We start from the raw sequence: 16,685 nt of genomic DNA on the forward strand, positions 1-16,685 counted from the left end.
TACAAAACAACTTCTTTTCGTGATAAACATCTTGCTAGGTTTGCATCAAAATATCAATTATTTAGAAACAAAATTACGTAAGCTCCTCGGGTTTTCTTTTTTTTGAAACCAGAGTATGCGCCTCAAAAAAAATGTACAAATGAAGAAACGAAAACAAATTAAAGTAAGTGTATTGGCCACGTTGATGATGGTTGTACTATCTGTTGGATGTAGTAAAGATGATGACGCACAACCTCAACCTCTTGTAGTTAATGAAGCACCAGTGATTAATGCTCAAACATTTACTGTGGCCGAAAATGTTGCTGATGATGTAGTAATTGGTACTGTAGTAGCAACAGATCCAGAACAAGCTTCGATTACTTTCGAACTTACTCAAAATAGTAATGATCTTTTTGAGTTGACCGAAGCGGGAGAATTAAGCTTGGTATCGGGTAAAAAATTAGATTTTGAAACAAATACTACCTATACGGTTACCGTAGAAGTATCTGATGGTACTCATAAGGCTAGTGCAGACGTTACTATTTCTTTAGAAAATGTTGAAGAATCTTTTATTACGACCTGGAAAACTACGGCTGCTAATGAAGAAATTATTTTTCAACTTAATGATGAGCTAACCTACAACTTTACCATCGATTGGGGTGATGGAATCATAGAGGCTAATGTAACAACTACCCCAAAGCATACCTATGTAGAGCCAGGTGTACATACCGTTTCTGTTTTTGGAGTATTACCAGCAGTTCAATTTAAAGATAAACCTGGTGAAGTTGAAGGAGATGGTGCGGTTTCAAATGCTGCAAAATTACAAACGATAGAGCAGTGGGGAGATAATGAATGGGAATCTTTTGCCGAAGCTTTTATTTTTTGTGAAAACATGACTTATAATGCTAAGGATATACCAAATTTATCAAAGGTAACAGAATTGCGATCTATGTTTTATGGTTGTGCTAAGTTTAATGGAAATCTTAACAATTGGGATGTAAGTACTATAACAAGCGTGAGAAGGATGTTTGAAGGAACCAAATCTTTTAATAAAGATCTTGATCAATGGGATGTTAGTAATGTAACGGATATGACAGGGATGTTTAGTGGTACTACTTCGTTTAATGGAAATATTAGTACATGGGATGTAAGCAAAGTAGAGCGTATGGGATCTATGTTTTGGAATGCTACTTCTTTTACAGGAGATCTTAGCAAATGGAATGTAAGTAATGTAACTTTTATGGGATCTATGTTTTATAATGCTACTGCTTTTAATGGTGATTTAAGCCAATGGAACGTTGGTAATGTAACTGAAATGGGGTCTATGTTTGGCCAGGCTTTTTCTTTTAATGGAGACCTTAGTAATTGGAATGTTGCTAATGTAGTCAATATGAGAGGAATGTTTTCTATCGCAAAGGTTTTTGCAGGAGATCTTAGTAAATGGGATGTGAGTAAAGTGGTATATATGGAGAACATGTTTAATGGAGCTATTGCTTTTAATGGAAACATCGATGCCTGGAATGTAAGTAATGTAATTACTACCAAAGGAATGTTTACTCATGCTCAATCTTTTACAGGAGATCTTAGTAACTGGGATGTGAGTAAGGTTGGTAATATGAATTCTATGTTTTCTTACGCTACATCTTTTAATGCAGATATTAGTACATGGAATGTGAGTAGCGTAGTAAGTATGTCATTTATGTTTAATAATGCTACGTCTTTTAATCAAGATCTTAGTACATGGGATGTGAGTAAAGTAATGAATATGTCTGGAATGTTAGATGATTCTATGCTTTCTAATCATAATTATGATACGCTATTAATCGAATGGTCCAAATTACCAAACATACAATCTGATGTAACTTTAGGAGCAAAAGGTCTAGAGTATTGTAATGGTAATGTAGAAAGAAACACTTTAATAGTTGCAAAAGGCTGGACTATTACAGGGGATGTGGCTAAGATTTGCCCTAGATAAAAATATATATAATGTCATTAAAAGAGGTTGTTATTTCTAACAACCTCTTTTTTATTATAACAAGTACTACTGTAGTATGAAAGAATTTGATATGAAAAAATAATGAAATCGTAATAAGCTATTATCCCTAATCTCGTATTTTGTACTTTTAGGCTTTAAAATTAAAACTATCGAGAAATAGTAATGGGAGTAGTCGTTAATCAAACCATACGAAATATTATTATTACCTGTATGGGGTTTGGTATTGGAGCCATAAATACATTGTTCTTATTCACCAATTTTATGGACGAAGAACATTATGGATTGGTTTCTTACTTGATTACAGCTTCAAATCTAATATGGCCTTTAATGGCATTTGGTGTACACAATACTCTGGTGAAGTTTTTTTCATCCTATTCAGACCAGAAGCAACAGGATAAGTTTCTAACTATGATGTTGATCTTACCATTATTGATCGCTCTAATTCTTGGAATAATAGGTTCGTTTTTCTATACTACAATTCTGGACTTATTTAGTAATAAGAATACGATAGTACAACCTTATGTTTGGACTATTTTTATTCTGGCGTTTGCAGTGTCTTATTTTGAAGTGTTTTTTGCATGGTCTAAAGTAAAGCTGAAGAGTGTATTCGGAAACGTAATGAAAGAGTTGTTTTTAAGGTTATGTATCAGTATTCTTTTGTTTTTGGTATATTTTAAAGTTCTTACAATTCAGCAATTCGTATACGCACTTATGATTGCATATGTATTGCGTACTGGTATTATGCAAGTATATGCGTTGAAGCTTCACCGTTTTAGACCACAGTTCTCATTACCCGGTAATTATATTTCGGTACTTAAATATTCTGGATTGATATTGATTGCTGGCTCTGTGGCGACCTTATTAATTGATTTGGATAAGACGATGATAGAGCGCTATCTTCTTATAGAAAATGTGGCTAAATATGGGATATGCGCATATATCGCTAGTGTGATTATAATTCCTTCTAGAGCTATGCACCAGATTACATATCCATTAACAGCTAAATTAATTAATGAAAAAGCAAAAGATCAATTGCGAGATTTGTATAAAAAAAGCTCTCTAAATCTTTTGGTAACCAGTGGATTACTTTTTGTGCTAATTATTTGTAATGTACATCAGCTTTTTGAAATTATTCCTGATGAGTATGAACTGTTTATTTGGGTTGTAATTTTAATCGGAAGTGCTAAATTATTTGATAACCTTTTGGGAAATAATAATGCGATCCTATATAGTTCTGATTATTACAGAATGGTATTGTATATAGGAGTAGGGATGGCAATTCTTACTGTTATACTCAATATGCTTTGGATTCCTGCTTTTGGAGTTACTGGTGCAGCTATTGCTACATGCATTGCAGTGTTTTGTTATAACTTTGCTAAGTTATGGATTGTCTATGCTAAATTTGGGATGCATCCGTTTTCGAAAAAAACAGCTTTGGCATTAGTGTTAATTATAGCTTTTGTTTTTGGGTTTTATTTTTGGGAATTACCATTTCATCCGATTCTTAATATCATTTTTAAAAGCATTATAATTGGCTTGGGATATGCTACTATTTTTTATATCCTAAAAGTATCTGTAGATATTAACAATTTAATACAGAAAATCCCTCGAGATGCTTAAAGCATACTACTCTGAGGGATTTTCCAACTAACCAACCAAAAAATTTAATGTCTTATATGTTTTCTTAGCTTCTACTTCTGCTGCTACGAGAACGAGAATTGTTTGATCTCGATGCTCTGTTAGAAGTATTGCTTCTTTGTCTATTTATTGTTGCTCTGGACTTATTTGTTCTCTTACTACTATATTGACTGTTATTAGAACGTTTTGTTACATTACCAGAGTAATTTCTACCAGAACTTCTTTGTCTTCGAACCTGATTTGTCTTTGCTACAGTACTTCTAGACCTACTGCTTCTGTCATACTTAGGTCTGTTGGTTACAGCACTTCTAGTTCTTTGTTGAGTTGATTGAACTCTTTGTCTAGAAGGAGTACTTCTATTGTTTGATTGTACTCTCTGTCTGGTTTGAGTATTTCTACTCGTTGTACGTGTTCTTGTATTTGGCGTTACAGAACGTGTTCTGTTTACATTTCCAATTTTATTGTTATTTGATCTACTTCTGGTAGTAGTTCTGGTACCATAATTATTTGATCTACCTCTAGCACTACTTCTGGTGCTATAATTGTTTGATCTGCTACGAGTCACATTACTTTTATTGTAATTAGATCTGCTGCGAGCTACTCTACTACTATAGTTACGATCATTTCTTTTGTACATTGCTGTTCTATGATCTCTTGTTCTATAATTGGTGCTTCTGGCACGAGAACCTCTATATCCTCTGTTATAACTTGATACTCTACTATTAGGTCTGTAATAATTACGACTTCTATAAGGTCTGCTGTAATATCCATTATAATAATTAGATCTGTATACAGTATATGAACATCTATAAGGAGTATAATATCTTCTATATGGTCTTTCATATACAATACATCTACTTACTACAGGTACTGTGAAATAAGCGTGAAACGGTCTATACTCATAATATCTGTTATATCTGTTAATATAACCTGTACAGTTTAAGAAATTTCCGTAGTTATTATAATGAACATATAATCCACCAACTCTTGAGATACGTCCATAATTATTATAATTGATATATATGTCTCCAGCTTGTACAATTCTACCGTTATAGTCATAAAAGATAGGTACATCTTCTATTTGTACTACAGCTCCATAATCATCATACTGTACATAGGAATCATAATCATATCCAGAGTTAAAACTTATGTTTACTCCAGGAGTATTAACTCCAATACTTACATTGCTTCTTTGTCTATTGATATAAAAATCAAATTGACCATCTGCATATACCGAAAAATTAATTCCTCCTTCAGAGAAGATAAATGATTTTCCATAATTGTAATATCGAGCAGATGATTCTGTATTCGTTTCGGAAGCGCTAGCCGTAAATGATGCTAACAATAAGCCTGTAAAAAGTAAAACAAAATTTTTCATAATCTGTGGTTTTAAAATGAGAACAGAAATTAATTTTTCATTCTCAATTTTATAGTATCAAGCAGTGTGCCAAAAACATAAATACCTGATAAACAGTATTTTGTGTTTTTTTGGTGTCTAAAACTGTTCTACTCGTATGTACACTATCTAGAAAAGGATTATAAAAAGATATTCATAATAGGGGTAACAATATTCTTTGTGTATTGATATGAAGATGTAAAACTTTAAAAATAAGATGATGAATACGTTAAAGAATATATTCGGAATGATATTGGTATTATTAACTGCTTTTTTGATAAGCAGTTGTTCAAAAAATGATGATGAACTGATACCGCAACAAGGAATTCTTGGTTATCAAGATATCCTGGGATTTTATGAGGCAAATGGTGTACAAAAACAAGATTTTACAGTTGATGCAACTACAGGAGGTACTATTACAGGGGAGGATGGGACTAAAGTGATTTTTCCTCCAAATTCTCTGGTCGATAGTGATGGAAATTTGATTAGCGGTACAGTAGATGTTGCTATGAAAGAAATTTTTACGGCAAGTCAAATGATTTTGTCAAACAAACCTACTAATGCAGTTAATTTTTCTGACGAAAATACCTTTCTTCTTTCTGAAGGAGAGACAGAAGTTGTGGTTACTCAAAACGGAAATTCTCTGAATATGGCACCAGGTACATTTTATCAGGTTCAGGTTCCATCTGCGGGAGGTGCTGATGATGATATGCTTCCTTTTGCCGGGACGGAAACAAATGATGGAAGTATCGTTTGGAATGCAACACGAGATGTAGGGATTGGTAATGGAACAAGTGGTATTGTGTATAATGCAGCTCCATCCTCTTATATCTATGATGTATTTGAAACGGGATGGTCAAATTGTGATAAGTTTTATGCATATCCAGGGGCGAAAACCACAAATTATATCAATTTAACGAATAGCCCTAATGCTACAGAAACTGCTGTGTATTTAGTCTTTGAAGAAAATAACTTGCCTGCTGTTGTTAAGATCTTTAATGCCGGGACTCCAATCATACAAAGCTATACAGACTCTTTACCAGTTGGGTTAGCAGTTACCTATATAGTCATTACTATCGAGAATAATCAACAGTATTTGGCGATTAAAAATGTAATTATCTCTGAAGAAGAAGAGCTTTCGTTTAATTTTGAACCTAAAACAACACAAGAAATTTTGGACGTCCTGGCATTATTAGATTAAGATTATAATTGGTTTATGGTTTAGATTGATATTGGATTATTATTAATTATGGAGTGTTTGACATCAAACACTCCATAATTTTTATATACGATACTTTACCAATTGTATCATTATATGGAAATAACGAATAGTTTATTTTTTACTTTGGAAATAAACTTTTATCAATATTGGGGATTACTTTTAGTGCATTTTTATAGTATAGTTTTTTTAATACTTCATCATCAAGATCTAATCCATACATTTTCCAGAAAGCATGATATCTTTTGTAGTAGGGGAAATACTCATCGTTTGATTCTAAAACCCTGAAGTAGGTATAGTACTCTTCGGGGTTCCATGAATCTTTTCCGAACATTACTCTGTCTTGGTATTTGGTAAGGAAAGCTTTTGCATTACGGGGTTGTCTACCTAATTCTGCTATGACCGCTCCAATCTCGCTATACATATTTGGCATTTCATCCATAAGCTCAGCAAGTTTTGCAAGGTTGTTTCCGTACCAACCTAAATGTGCATTGATAAATTTGGTGTTTTTATGTTTTTTAAAAATATTGTGTTGTTCTTGTATAATGGTTTCCCAGGAACCGGTTACTTTGGAATCTCTTTTTCTTCTTGATCGCAGCTTAAGTTCTAGCCAGCGCTCATTTTTATTGTCATGTGCATCCCAAAATGATTTTGGATCTGCAGAATGTATCAAAACCGGGATACCGAGTTGACCACATTTTTCCCATACAGGCCCTATTCTAGGATCATCGATTTTAATACGGTTACCTTTACTATCTTTATTATCCATCCCCTGGCTTTTATAGATCTTCAATCCATTGGCTCCCATAGCTACATCTTTTTCTATTTGAGCAACTGTTTTTTCTGTCCATCCAGGTTCATCTATTCCTTTAAGATCAATATTTGTAAATACGATGAATCTGTTTGGGAAATTTGTTTTAACGTTTTCTAGTGATTTGATAAGATGTTCATCAGACCCTCTACCTCTTCCTGATAGATTTACCATAACACCCATGTTTAGTTTATCCATTTCGGTAACAACCTCTTGCAGATTTTGCGTTGGCATTCTAAATTGATGGTTATGAACATCGATAAAAGGAAATTTTGCTTTTTTAATTTCTACTCCGGGAACAACTAGAGTAGAGGGTGGGTCGTAGTCCTCGAATTGCATTTTTTGGGCATTTATTGATGCACTAACGATTATAAAAAACAATAAAAAAGTTTTGCAGAAATTCATATTTTTTTGATTTGATATTTATAGAAATGACTACTGGTGTAAGGTATAAATATATAATATTCATGCTGTCTTGAAAAAAGGTTAACAACACTTTAAAATTAAATAAGAAATGAGATTAATCAATTGTATGTGTTTTGCGTTAGGGATAGTAGTGTAAATCCCACAGCACGCCAATAGTGTGCGAGGAATTGCAACGGATAGCCCGCTCGAACGCCCTAAATAAAAAACCCCGCTACCAAATACTCGAGGCAACGGGGTTTAAACAACTAACCAATCTTTATACAATCTATTTTTTAATCATCATCATCATCATTATCATCGTCATCGTTATATCTTTTTTTTCTTTTTCTATTCTTATAATAGTGGCCATCATCGTCGTCATCATTATGTTTATACTGTTTATATTTCCAATTCTGATTATAGTATGGAGAATGAGTGATTGAACATCCATCTATTCCACAATATCCACAGCCATCATAATGTACATTACCTTCTACATATTTTATTCTTCCATATTTTTTATAGTAGATATGTAGCCCTCCTATTTGATATACTAATCCTCTTCTATTATATCTCATAGATACAGAGCCTATTCTACGTACTCTATTATATCGATCATACGTTATATAATTACGTCCTACCTTTTTTAATCTACCATAATAATCATATCTAATGAAGTTGTTATAATGTCTACGATGTGCATATGAACCTGGTGTATTATAAGTGTTACGGCTCCAATTGCCATGATGAGATCTACCTCTTCTTTTAATGATTCTGTAATCTATGTCTCCATCTGGATACACAAAAAATTGTACTCCGCCCTCTACAAATACAATGGGTTGTGCATGGTGATAGCGTTTTGTAACCCTATCCTGGTGATCCGAGTGTTTTTGGTCGGTCGCTTGTGCAGTTGTTCCTACTAGTAATAATACTGCAATAAAAAGTATCATTTTTTTCATAACTTACATGTTTTGGGTTTGTGCCTACTCATTAGCTTTTCGGCTTCCGCTATTTGACAAGTAGTGTTTCAAATGGTGTGCCAAAAATTTGCAAGAAATCAAAAACTGATTGTAATTAATTGATTTATAGGGAGTTATTTTTTAGAGATATTTGTATTCTCTATAACCTTCTATAAAGAAGTGGTAGCTGATAATTCTATCTTGATGGATTATAGAGATTAGAGTTATAAAAATTTATATAAATTTTGGTTGGATTTTTAAGTGAATATTATTTTATAAAATAGTATTCAAAATACTTTGAATTTGCATGTTCTGGTAGGTTGTATTGATTTTGGATTAGTGAAATATATAACAATTTGACCTATTGTATACTACGTAATTATGAAGTAAGAAGTATTAGAACGTACAACGGGTTAAAGTGGCATTACTTTTGATAAGGAAATATCGCTAAAATTATAACTTCTCTTTCAAATATTCTCCTGTATATGATCCTTTAATTTTTACAATTTCTTCGGGTGTACCTTCTGCAATGATATTACCCCCATTTTTACCACCTTCGAGTCCAAGATCAATTATATAGTCGGCACATTTTACAAGATCTAAATTGTGTTCTATCACTAAGATAGAATGCCCTTTTGCAATCAATTCATTAAAAGACTTGAGTAATTTCTTAATATCATGAAAATGAAGCCCCGTAGTTGGTTCATCAAAAATAAATAATGCTTTGTCTTTGGTATTTCCTTTTACCAAAAAGGAGGCAAGTTTAATTCGTTGAGCCTCACCACCAGATAGTGTAGATGAACTTTGTCCTAACTGTACATATCCAAGACCAACATCTTGTAAGGGTTGTAGTTTTCTTTGAATTTTGGTTTGATTATGATCTGAAAAGAAATCAATAGCATTATCTATGGTCATTGAGAGTACATCATGAATATTTTTATCATGAAATGTTACTTCGAGAACATCTTTTTTAAAGCGTTTTCCTGCACAGGTTTCGCATTCTAGATGTACATCTGCCATAAACTGCATCTCTATCGTAACTTCTCCTTCTCCTTTACATGTTTCGCATCGACCACCATCTACATTAAAAGAAAAGTGCTTTGCTTTATAGTTACGAATGCCAGATAATTTTTGGGTAGCGAATAAGTTACGAATATCATCATAGGCTTTAATGTAAGTAACAGGATTAGAGCGAGAGGATCTACCAATTGGATTTTGATCTACAAACTCTACATGCTTTATATTACTATAATTGCCTTTAAGTTCTGTAAACTGTCCAGCTTTTTCTCCATACCCTCCTAATTGTTTAAGTAAAGAAGGGTAGATGATTTTTTTGACAAGAGTACTCTTGCCGCTACCAGAGACTCCTGTAATAGCTGTAAAGGCTCCGAGGGGAACTTTTACATCAATATTTTTTAGATTATTCTCACGTGCGCCAATGATTTCGACATAATATTTTGAAGTTCTTCTAGTTTCGGGAACTTCGATTTCAAGAGTTCCATTCAGGTATTTTGCAGTAAGAGAATCTGCTTTCAGGATTTGATCAAAAGTACCTGTTGCAACCACATGACCGCCATATGTACCTGCTTCGGGACCTATATCGATGATTTCATCGGCAGCTTTCATAATATCCTCATCATGTTCTACGACAATTACTGTATTTCCTAAATCACGAAGAGATTGTAGTACTTTGATTAGCTTTTCGGTATCTTTTGGGTGTAATCCTATACTAGGTTCGTCAAGAATATACATAGAACCAACCAGACTACTTCCTAACGAGGTTGCCAGATTAATACGCTGTGACTCTCCTCCGGATAGTGTATTTGATTTACGATTAAGTGTTAAATATTCTAGCCCTACATTTTGTAAAAATTCTAATCGACTATTAATTTCTTTAAGAAGACGATTAGCGATTTTAGCGTCGTACTCGTTAAGACTAATATTTTTAAAGAAATCGGCTAATTCATTTAAAGGTTTTTCTACCAAATCTGTTACTGTGGCTCCATCAATCTTTACATAATTTGCTTCTTTACGCAAACGCTTTCCTTTGCAGATGTTACATTTCGTTTTTCCGCGGTAGCGAGAAAGCATTACTCGATTCTGAATTTTATACGCTTTGGCTTCTAGTTCTTTAAAGAAACTGGTAATACCTTCAAAATATTCATTTCCTTGCCATAATAATTCTCTATCCTGATCTGATAATTCAAAATATGGTTTATGAATAGGAAAATCAAACTTATAGGCACTATTTACCAATTGATCTTTATACCATCCCATACTATCACCTCGCCAGGGAAAAACGGCTCCTTCATACACACTTAATGCGGTATTTGGGACAACAAGATCATCATCTATACCTATTACATCACCATAACCTTCGCATTCTGGACAGGCACCATACGGATTATTAAAACTAAATAAATGTATATTGGGTTCGAGGAAAGAAACTCCGTCTAATTCGAATTTATTACTAAATTGTCTTAGGTTACCACCATTTAGTGTTTCGATAAAGCAAGTGCCTTTCCCTTCAAAAAATGCAGAGCCAATAGCATCTGCCAAGCGGTTATAAAAGTCTTCTTCATCTCTTTTTACGATACGATCAACAACCAAATAAAAATCATCATTTTCTTGTATAGAAGCGTCTTCTATCCTGGTTACAGAACCATTATTTTTTATACGTGCATATCCTTGTTGTTGTAATACTTTTAGTTTTCCTTCTAGTGTACGACCATCTTCGATATGAATAGGGGAGAGTAGTAATAGTTTTTCACCATCTTCAAAAGATTTTACATATTCGATCACATCGGTTACTCTATCTTTTTTTACCTGGTTACCAGAAACAGGGGAGTAGGTCTTACCAATTCTGGCAAAAAGTAATTTTAAGTAATCATAAATTTCTGTGGTAGTACCAACAGTAGATCTTGGATTTGTAGAGTTTACTTTTTGCTCTATTGCTATTGCCGGCGCTATCCCTTTTATGTAATCTACTTTGGGTTTATTAAGACGCCCTAAAAACTGCCTGGCATAGGAGGAAAGGCTTTCTACATATCTGCGTTGCCCTTCGGCATATAAAGTATCAAAAGCCAAACTAGATTTACCAGAACCAGATAATCCTGTAATGACTACTAATTTGTTTCTGGGAATAACTGCGTCTAAATCTTTCAGGTTGTGAAGATTAGCTCCTTTAATAATTATATTCTCTTTTGGATCTAAGGTTGTAATGTCTTGAATCATAGTAAATATGCGGTAAGAGCGCAAAGATAAGGATTACTAAACAAGTATTATAATGTATGTAGATTGAAAGTTTAGTTAAAAAAATTAACAAGAAATTGTTTGAAATTAAATGAATGTTACTATATTAGCCCCTAATTAAGTAACCAAAATTTAAACAAAACTGCCTATAGCATACCTTTACTTTAAAAGTTTAACATAGCACGAGCCCCCACGCTTGTTTGTACTAAATAATAGTCAAGGTATGAAAAATTACACCCTAACAGACGCAGTTCTGGTTAATAACTACATTAATGGTGACGAATGTGCACTATCTGTTCTTATCGAACGCCATAAGCAACGTATTTACAGTTTTATTTATTCAAAAGTTTTTGATAGAGATGTCTCTGAAGATATTTTCCAGGATACTTTTATTAAAGTGATCCGAACTTTAAAAAATGGAAAATATAATGAGGAAGGGAAATTTCTTCCTTGGGTAATGCGTATTGCCCATAATTTGGTAATTGATCACTTTAGAAAAGGAAATCGTATGCCAAAATTCGAAGATAATGGAGAATTTAGTATTTTCTCTGTAATCAGCGATGGAAATCTAAATGCCGAAAAGAGATTAATAAAAGATCAGGTAGAAGAAGATTTACGTAATTTGATTCAAGAATTACCAGATGACCAGAAAGAAGTCTTAATAATGCGTATGTATAGAGACATGAGTTTTAAAGAAATATCTGATAAAACCGGTGTAAGTATAAACACTGCTCTTGGTAGAATGCGATATGCATTAATTAATTTAAGAAAAGTAATAGAAAAAAATAATATTGTTTTAACAAATTAATAACTTTTTTATACAATAAAGCAGAATTAGTGCCGTTATCCTTATATAACCCTTTAAATTTAAGATTATATAATATGGCAAAATTTTACTTTAAGTCTTCTAAAAAAGAGGAAAAACATTTAGTACCAAGCAGAAGAACAATAGATTTTCTTCTAAACTATTCAAAATCGTTACAGGTTGTAGAATATAACAATCTTAAGTTTGAAACGATTTTAAATTAAACTTATAAAAGGCCTATTTCTTAATAGGCCTTTTTGCTTTTTGGTACTCATCTAAAACAGTTTTTCTGCCTATAGTTTTGGTAATAATATCTTTATCAAGATCCCAGCCTCTTGCAGGAGAATATTCTCTACCGTACCATATGATTTGAAGATGCAGATCGTTCCATAGTTCTTTTGGAAATAACCTCTTGGCGTCTTTTTCGGTTTGCGTAACATTTTTACCGTTAGTAAATCCCCATCTATACATTAATCTATGAATATGTGTATCTACAGGAAATGCAGGTACACCAAATGCTTGAGACATAACTACACTAGCGGTTTTATGACCAACAGCTGGTAATTCTTCTAAAGCCTCAAAACTTTGAGGAACCTCGCCATTATGCTTGTCGATCAATATATGTGATAACCCATGAATTCCTTTGGCTTTCATAGGGCTTAAACCTACTGGTTTTATAATTTCCCGAATTTCTTCTACAGATAATCTAATCATTGCATAGGGATTATCTGCTCTGTCAAATAGGAGCGGAGTGATTTTGTTTACTCTTACATCTGTACTTTGTGCACTCATTAATACTGCAATGAGTAAAGTATAAGGGTCTTTATGATCTAATGGGATTGGTATTTTAGGATATAATTCCTGAAGTGTCTTAATAGTAAAATCTACCTTTTCCTGTTTGGTCATATTACAAAATTAATTTGAGCTAAAGTTAAAATAAAATTAGTAGTCTGAGGTTTAATAGTTATTAAAACATTAATTGAGGTCATTTATTAACTTCAGTAAAATTTCTTTTTTTCTGGTAGCCAGCGGAATTTTACTTTTATCTTTTAATACCAGATAATCTCCTTCTCGTTTATCATATCTTAATAAATAATCCAGATTTACTAAATGAGATTGATGACATCTAAAAAATTGTTGCGAAGAAAGCATATTTTCATATTCTTTAAGTCCTTTAGATACAAGTAAGCTATCCTGATTATGGATGAAAAATTTGGTGTAACTACCGTTTGCTTCCAGGTGTATAATGTCTTTAACAAATACAATCTGAATACCATATTTATCTTTTAGAACCAAACGAGTAGGTTCTTTTGATTGATCATTTATATTATCTATAAGTGTTTGTACTCTCTGTGGTGTCTTATGATGCTCAAATTCTGATTCTGCTTTTTGGACGGCTTCTATTAATTCTTCGGGATCTATAGGTTTCAGGAGGTAATCCAAGGCGCTAAATTTTATTGCTCTTAGCGCATATTTTTCATGAGAAGAAGCAAATATTACCTGGAAATTGATTTCTGGTAATTTTCGTAATACATCAAACCCGGTACCATCTGGCATCTCAATATCAAGAAATACAAGATCTGGTTTACTAGCGGTAATTAGTGCAACTCCTTCTGCTACATTTGTCGCTTCTCCTATAAAATCTATAGTAGGACAATACTCCTTAAGTAATTCTAAAAAATTTCTTCTTGCCGCTGGATTATCTTCTATTAGGACTACTTTCATTTATATGTGTTGAAATGGTAAATTAAACGTTATTTGTGTACCTTGAGAAAGATCTTGAATATCAAATGCAATTTTTTTCTTTTGCATTTTACGATAGAGATCTATTCGCTCTTCGGTTATTTTTATAGCGTGAGATACATGATCTTTACGTTTTACCTTTATAGCATCTTCAATCCCTGATCCATCATCTAATATTTTTAAGACCAAATGGTCTCCTTCCATCGAAAAATGAATAGAAATAGTTGCTCCTTCTTTTATAGTAGTAACACCATGTTCAATAGCATTTTCTACAAAAGGTTGTGCAAACATAGGAGGAATGGCGATTTCATCAGTAGTTAAACCGTCTTCTACTTCAATTTTGAAAATAAAAGGATGATCACGTTTTAAGTTTTGAATGCTCAAGTAATTATCGAGCATATTAATTTCCTGATCCAGACTAATAAATTCACTTCTTGAATTGTCTAACACTTGTCGAATGAGCTTAGAAAACTTTACCAGATATAAACTTGCTTTTTTTGCATCTCCCTGATTCATATAATCCTGTATAGAAGTCATAGCATTAAAAATAAAATGCGGATTCATCTGCACACGCAGTAGGTTTTGTTCTATATCCTGTGCTCTTTGTTGTAATGCTAATCTCTTTTGTCGATTTACCAAATACAATACTAACCCCAGAAGCAATAAAACCACACTTACAATACCAAAAATGGTTTTATTAAAATTAGCTTGCTTTAATTCTAAAGATTGGATAGAAGCTTGCTGTGCTAAACTCTTGATTTCCTGTTCCTTTTTCTCAGTTTCGTATTGTACTTGTAATTGTGATAATTGTTTTGATTTTTCTTCACCGAGCAGAGAATCATAAGTGGCATGATACAATTCATAAGATGCTAATGCAGCTTTATGATTGCCCAATGCTTTCTCTACTTCAACAAGGGTTTTTGTTGCATCTCTTAGATAAGTTTGGTTTTTGATCGCCTGAGCAAGCTTAATACCTTCTGTAAAATATTCTTTGGCTTGAGTATATTTTTTTAATTTCCAATCAATCGTTCCTATGGTTATTAAAGCTTTACTTAAGGTTAATTTATCTCCAATTTCACGACTAACTTTAAGGCCTTTTAATGAATGGTCTAAAGCCTTAGGATACTTTTTTTGATATACATAAACGCGGCCAATATCTACAGAATTTACAGCAATAAATTCTTTGTTATTTAGTTCTTCTGCAATTTTTAAAGACGTAAAAAAGTGTTCTAATGCTTTTGTCGGATTATTTTGTATATAATAAATGGTTCCAATATGATTATTGATTAAAGAAATCTGATTTTTATCATTAATGTCTTCAGCAATTTTTAAGGCTTTAAAAAAATATTCAAAAGCTTGAGTTATACTATTCATCTCCTGATAAATACTACCAATATTATTATAGCCAAAGGCTATACTAGCCTTGTCATTTATTTCCTCAAGGACATCTACCGACTTAAAATAATAACGCAAAGCTTCTGTGTAATTACCTTGATCGCTGTGTACAGAACCTAAATCAATTTGATTAATAGCAACCCCTTTTTTGTGTCCTAGTTCTATATCTATACATAAAGATTTTGAATAATATTCTATAGCTTTTGAATTGTCGCTTTGTTTGGCATAAATAGTTCCTATATTATTATAACAAAGTGATATTTGATCTTTGTTTTCAAGCTGTTCAGCAATTTTAATAGCTTTAAAATGATAATCTAAGGCTTGTGGGTAATTACTTTGTTCTCGATATAAAACACCAATATTTAAATAGCTAAGTGCCATTTCGCTCAGGTCATTTAACTCCTTTTTTATTCCTAAGGATTCCTTATGATATTCTAAAGCTTTAACATAATCCCCTTGGACTTCGTATAAAATACCTATATTATTAAGTGTATTAGCAGTTTCTGATTTATCATTTAATTTTTTTCTAATTTTTAATGTTTGAAGAAAATAATCAGTTGCCTTAGCAATATCTCCTTGGTGGTAGGCGATAATTCCTAAATTATTGTAGATACCACTTTTTCCTTTAGGGTAAGTGTTGTTTTTGTCTAACTCTAACGCTTTATTGCCAATATCTACTCCTTGTTTATAATCCCCTTTTTTTAAGGCTATTCCAATTATTTGAATATAACTGTCAATAATTCCATGTGAATAATCTATTGTTTTTGCCAAGTCTATAGCATGTTCGAGATAGTTTAAAGTTTTAATAGAATCTACTCCCTTATACTGCAAGGCCAATAAATTATATGTATCAACTTTTTCTTTCTCAGAAATATTTGTTTCAAGTGCCTGTAAAAGCGAATCAATTTTAGTCTGATTTTGTGCAAAAACATTGAAAGCAATTAAAAAAGAAAAGATGGTTAGTGTATTTTTTTTCATAGTATATATTCATATCTATTTCGAAATACAAGATTTAATTATTTTTTAATTAATTCCTCTGTCTTTTTTGCAAGAGTATTGAAATGATAATTAGTAAAGGCAAATTTAT

The 16,685-nt window shown here is 32.5% G+C and carries 11 protein-coding genes; 4 read left to right on the forward strand and 7 right to left on the reverse strand.

Going from position 1 to position 16,685, the window contains the following annotated elements:
• Window positions 1-139: 139 nt before the first annotated feature.
• A complete protein-coding gene (locus tag DG435_RS00380) occupies window positions 140-1,954 on the forward strand; it encodes a BspA family leucine-rich repeat surface protein (protein ID WP_159025728.1) in 1,815 nt (604 codons plus the stop codon).
• A 183-nt stretch (window positions 1,955-2,137) separates the two neighbouring features.
• The gene (locus DG435_RS00385) at window positions 2,138-3,595 is read left to right on the forward strand and encodes a polysaccharide biosynthesis C-terminal domain-containing protein (protein ID WP_106794323.1); all 1,458 of its coding nucleotides are present in this window, start codon (window positions 2,138-2,140) and stop codon (window positions 3,593-3,595) included.
• 64 nt (window positions 3,596-3,659) lie between these two features.
• On the opposite strand, the gene DG435_RS00390 is transcribed toward DG435_RS00385, so the two are convergent.
• Window positions 3,660-4,991 carry a hypothetical protein gene (locus DG435_RS00390; protein ID WP_106794324.1) on the reverse strand — a complete coding sequence of 444 codons (1,332 nt, stop codon included), beginning with the start codon at window positions 4,989-4,991 and terminating at the stop codon, window positions 3,660-3,662.
• Window positions 4,992-5,229: 238 nt separating this feature from the next.
• Here DG435_RS00390 and DG435_RS00395 point away from each other — a divergent pair, with 238 nt between their 5' ends.
• Complete coding sequence (locus DG435_RS00395; RefSeq protein ID WP_106794325.1) at window positions 5,230-6,210, forward strand: hypothetical protein; 981 nt, start codon at window positions 5,230-5,232, stop codon at window positions 6,208-6,210.
• A 139-nt stretch (window positions 6,211-6,349) separates the two neighbouring features.
• Here DG435_RS00395 and DG435_RS00400 read toward each other — a convergent pair whose 3' ends face one another.
• From DG435_RS00400 to uvrA, 3 genes are all read right to left on the reverse strand, one after another.
• Complete coding sequence (locus DG435_RS00400) at window positions 6,350-7,444, reverse strand: amidohydrolase family protein (protein WP_106794326.1); 1,095 nt, start codon at window positions 7,442-7,444, stop codon at window positions 6,350-6,352.
• A 293-nt stretch (window positions 7,445-7,737) separates the two neighbouring features.
• Window positions 7,738-8,403: a hypothetical protein gene (locus DG435_RS00405; RefSeq protein ID WP_106794327.1), complete on the reverse strand. Its 666-nt coding sequence runs from the start codon at window positions 8,401-8,403 to the stop codon at window positions 7,738-7,740.
• Between the two features lie 453 nt (window positions 8,404-8,856).
• A complete protein-coding gene (uvrA, locus tag DG435_RS00410) occupies window positions 8,857-11,637 on the reverse strand; it encodes an excinuclease ABC subunit UvrA (RefSeq protein WP_106794328.1) in 2,781 nt (926 codons plus the stop codon).
• A gap of 241 nt (window positions 11,638-11,878) precedes the next feature.
• On the opposite strand from uvrA, the gene DG435_RS00415 reads away from it, so the two are divergent.
• The gene (locus tag DG435_RS00415; protein WP_106794329.1) at window positions 11,879-12,463 is read left to right on the forward strand and encodes an RNA polymerase sigma factor; all 585 of its coding nucleotides are present in this window, start codon (window positions 11,879-11,881) and stop codon (window positions 12,461-12,463) included.
• A gap of 234 nt (window positions 12,464-12,697) precedes the next feature.
• Here DG435_RS00415 and nth read toward each other — a convergent pair whose 3' ends face one another.
• From nth to DG435_RS00430, 3 genes are all read right to left on the reverse strand, one after another.
• Window positions 12,698-13,366, reverse strand: a complete 669-nt coding sequence (nth, locus tag DG435_RS00420; protein WP_106794330.1) for an endonuclease III — start codon at window positions 13,364-13,366, stop codon at window positions 12,698-12,700.
• A gap of 69 nt (window positions 13,367-13,435) precedes the next feature.
• The gene (locus tag DG435_RS00425) at window positions 13,436-14,185 is read right to left on the reverse strand and encodes a LytTR family DNA-binding domain-containing protein (RefSeq protein ID WP_106794331.1); all 750 of its coding nucleotides are present in this window, start codon (window positions 14,183-14,185) and stop codon (window positions 13,436-13,438) included.
• Window positions 14,186-16,576 carry a tetratricopeptide repeat protein gene (locus tag DG435_RS00430; protein ID WP_106794332.1) on the reverse strand — a complete coding sequence of 797 codons (2,391 nt, stop codon included), beginning with the start codon at window positions 16,574-16,576 and terminating at the stop codon, window positions 14,186-14,188. It lies immediately after the preceding gene.
• Between the last annotated feature and the right edge of the window lie 109 nt (window positions 16,577-16,685).

It is taken from the genome of Aquimarina sp. Aq78, from assembly GCF_900299525.1.
Lineage (GTDB): Bacteria > Bacteroidota > Bacteroidia > Flavobacteriales > Flavobacteriaceae > Aquimarina.

What these genes read in the sequence shown, in the direction of transcription:
- DG435_RS00390 (WP_106794324.1), bottom strand. Translation starts at nt 4,991, where the DNA reads ATGAAAAATTTTGTTTTACTTTTTACAGGCTTATTGTTAGCATCATTT.
- DG435_RS00430 (WP_106794332.1), bottom strand. Translation starts at nt 16,576, where the DNA reads ATGAAAAAAAATACACTAACCATCTTTTCTTTTTTAATTGCTTTCAAT.
- nth (WP_106794330.1), bottom strand. Translation starts at nt 13,366, where the DNA reads ATGACCAAACAGGAAAAGGTAGATTTTACTATTAAGACACTTCAGGAA.
- DG435_RS00380 (WP_159025728.1), top strand. Translation starts at nt 140, where the DNA reads ATGAAGAAACGAAAACAAATTAAAGTAAGTGTATTGGCCACGTTGATG.
- DG435_RS00395 (WP_106794325.1), top strand. Translation starts at nt 5,230, where the DNA reads ATGAATACGTTAAAGAATATATTCGGAATGATATTGGTATTATTAACT.
- DG435_RS00405 (WP_106794327.1), bottom strand. Translation starts at nt 8,403, where the DNA reads ATGAAAAAAATGATACTTTTTATTGCAGTATTATTACTAGTAGGAACA.
- DG435_RS00425 (WP_106794331.1), bottom strand. Translation starts at nt 14,185, where the DNA reads ATGAAAGTAGTCCTAATAGAAGATAATCCAGCGGCAAGAAGAAATTTT.
- uvrA (WP_106794328.1), bottom strand. Translation starts at nt 11,637, where the DNA reads ATGATTCAAGACATTACAACCTTAGATCCAAAAGAGAATATAATTATT.
- DG435_RS00415 (WP_106794329.1), top strand. Translation starts at nt 11,879, where the DNA reads ATGAAAAATTACACCCTAACAGACGCAGTTCTGGTTAATAACTACATT.
- DG435_RS00385 (WP_106794323.1), top strand. Translation starts at nt 2,138, where the DNA reads ATGGGAGTAGTCGTTAATCAAACCATACGAAATATTATTATTACCTGT.
- DG435_RS00400 (WP_106794326.1), bottom strand. Translation starts at nt 7,444, where the DNA reads ATGAATTTCTGCAAAACTTTTTTATTGTTTTTTATAATCGTTAGTGCA.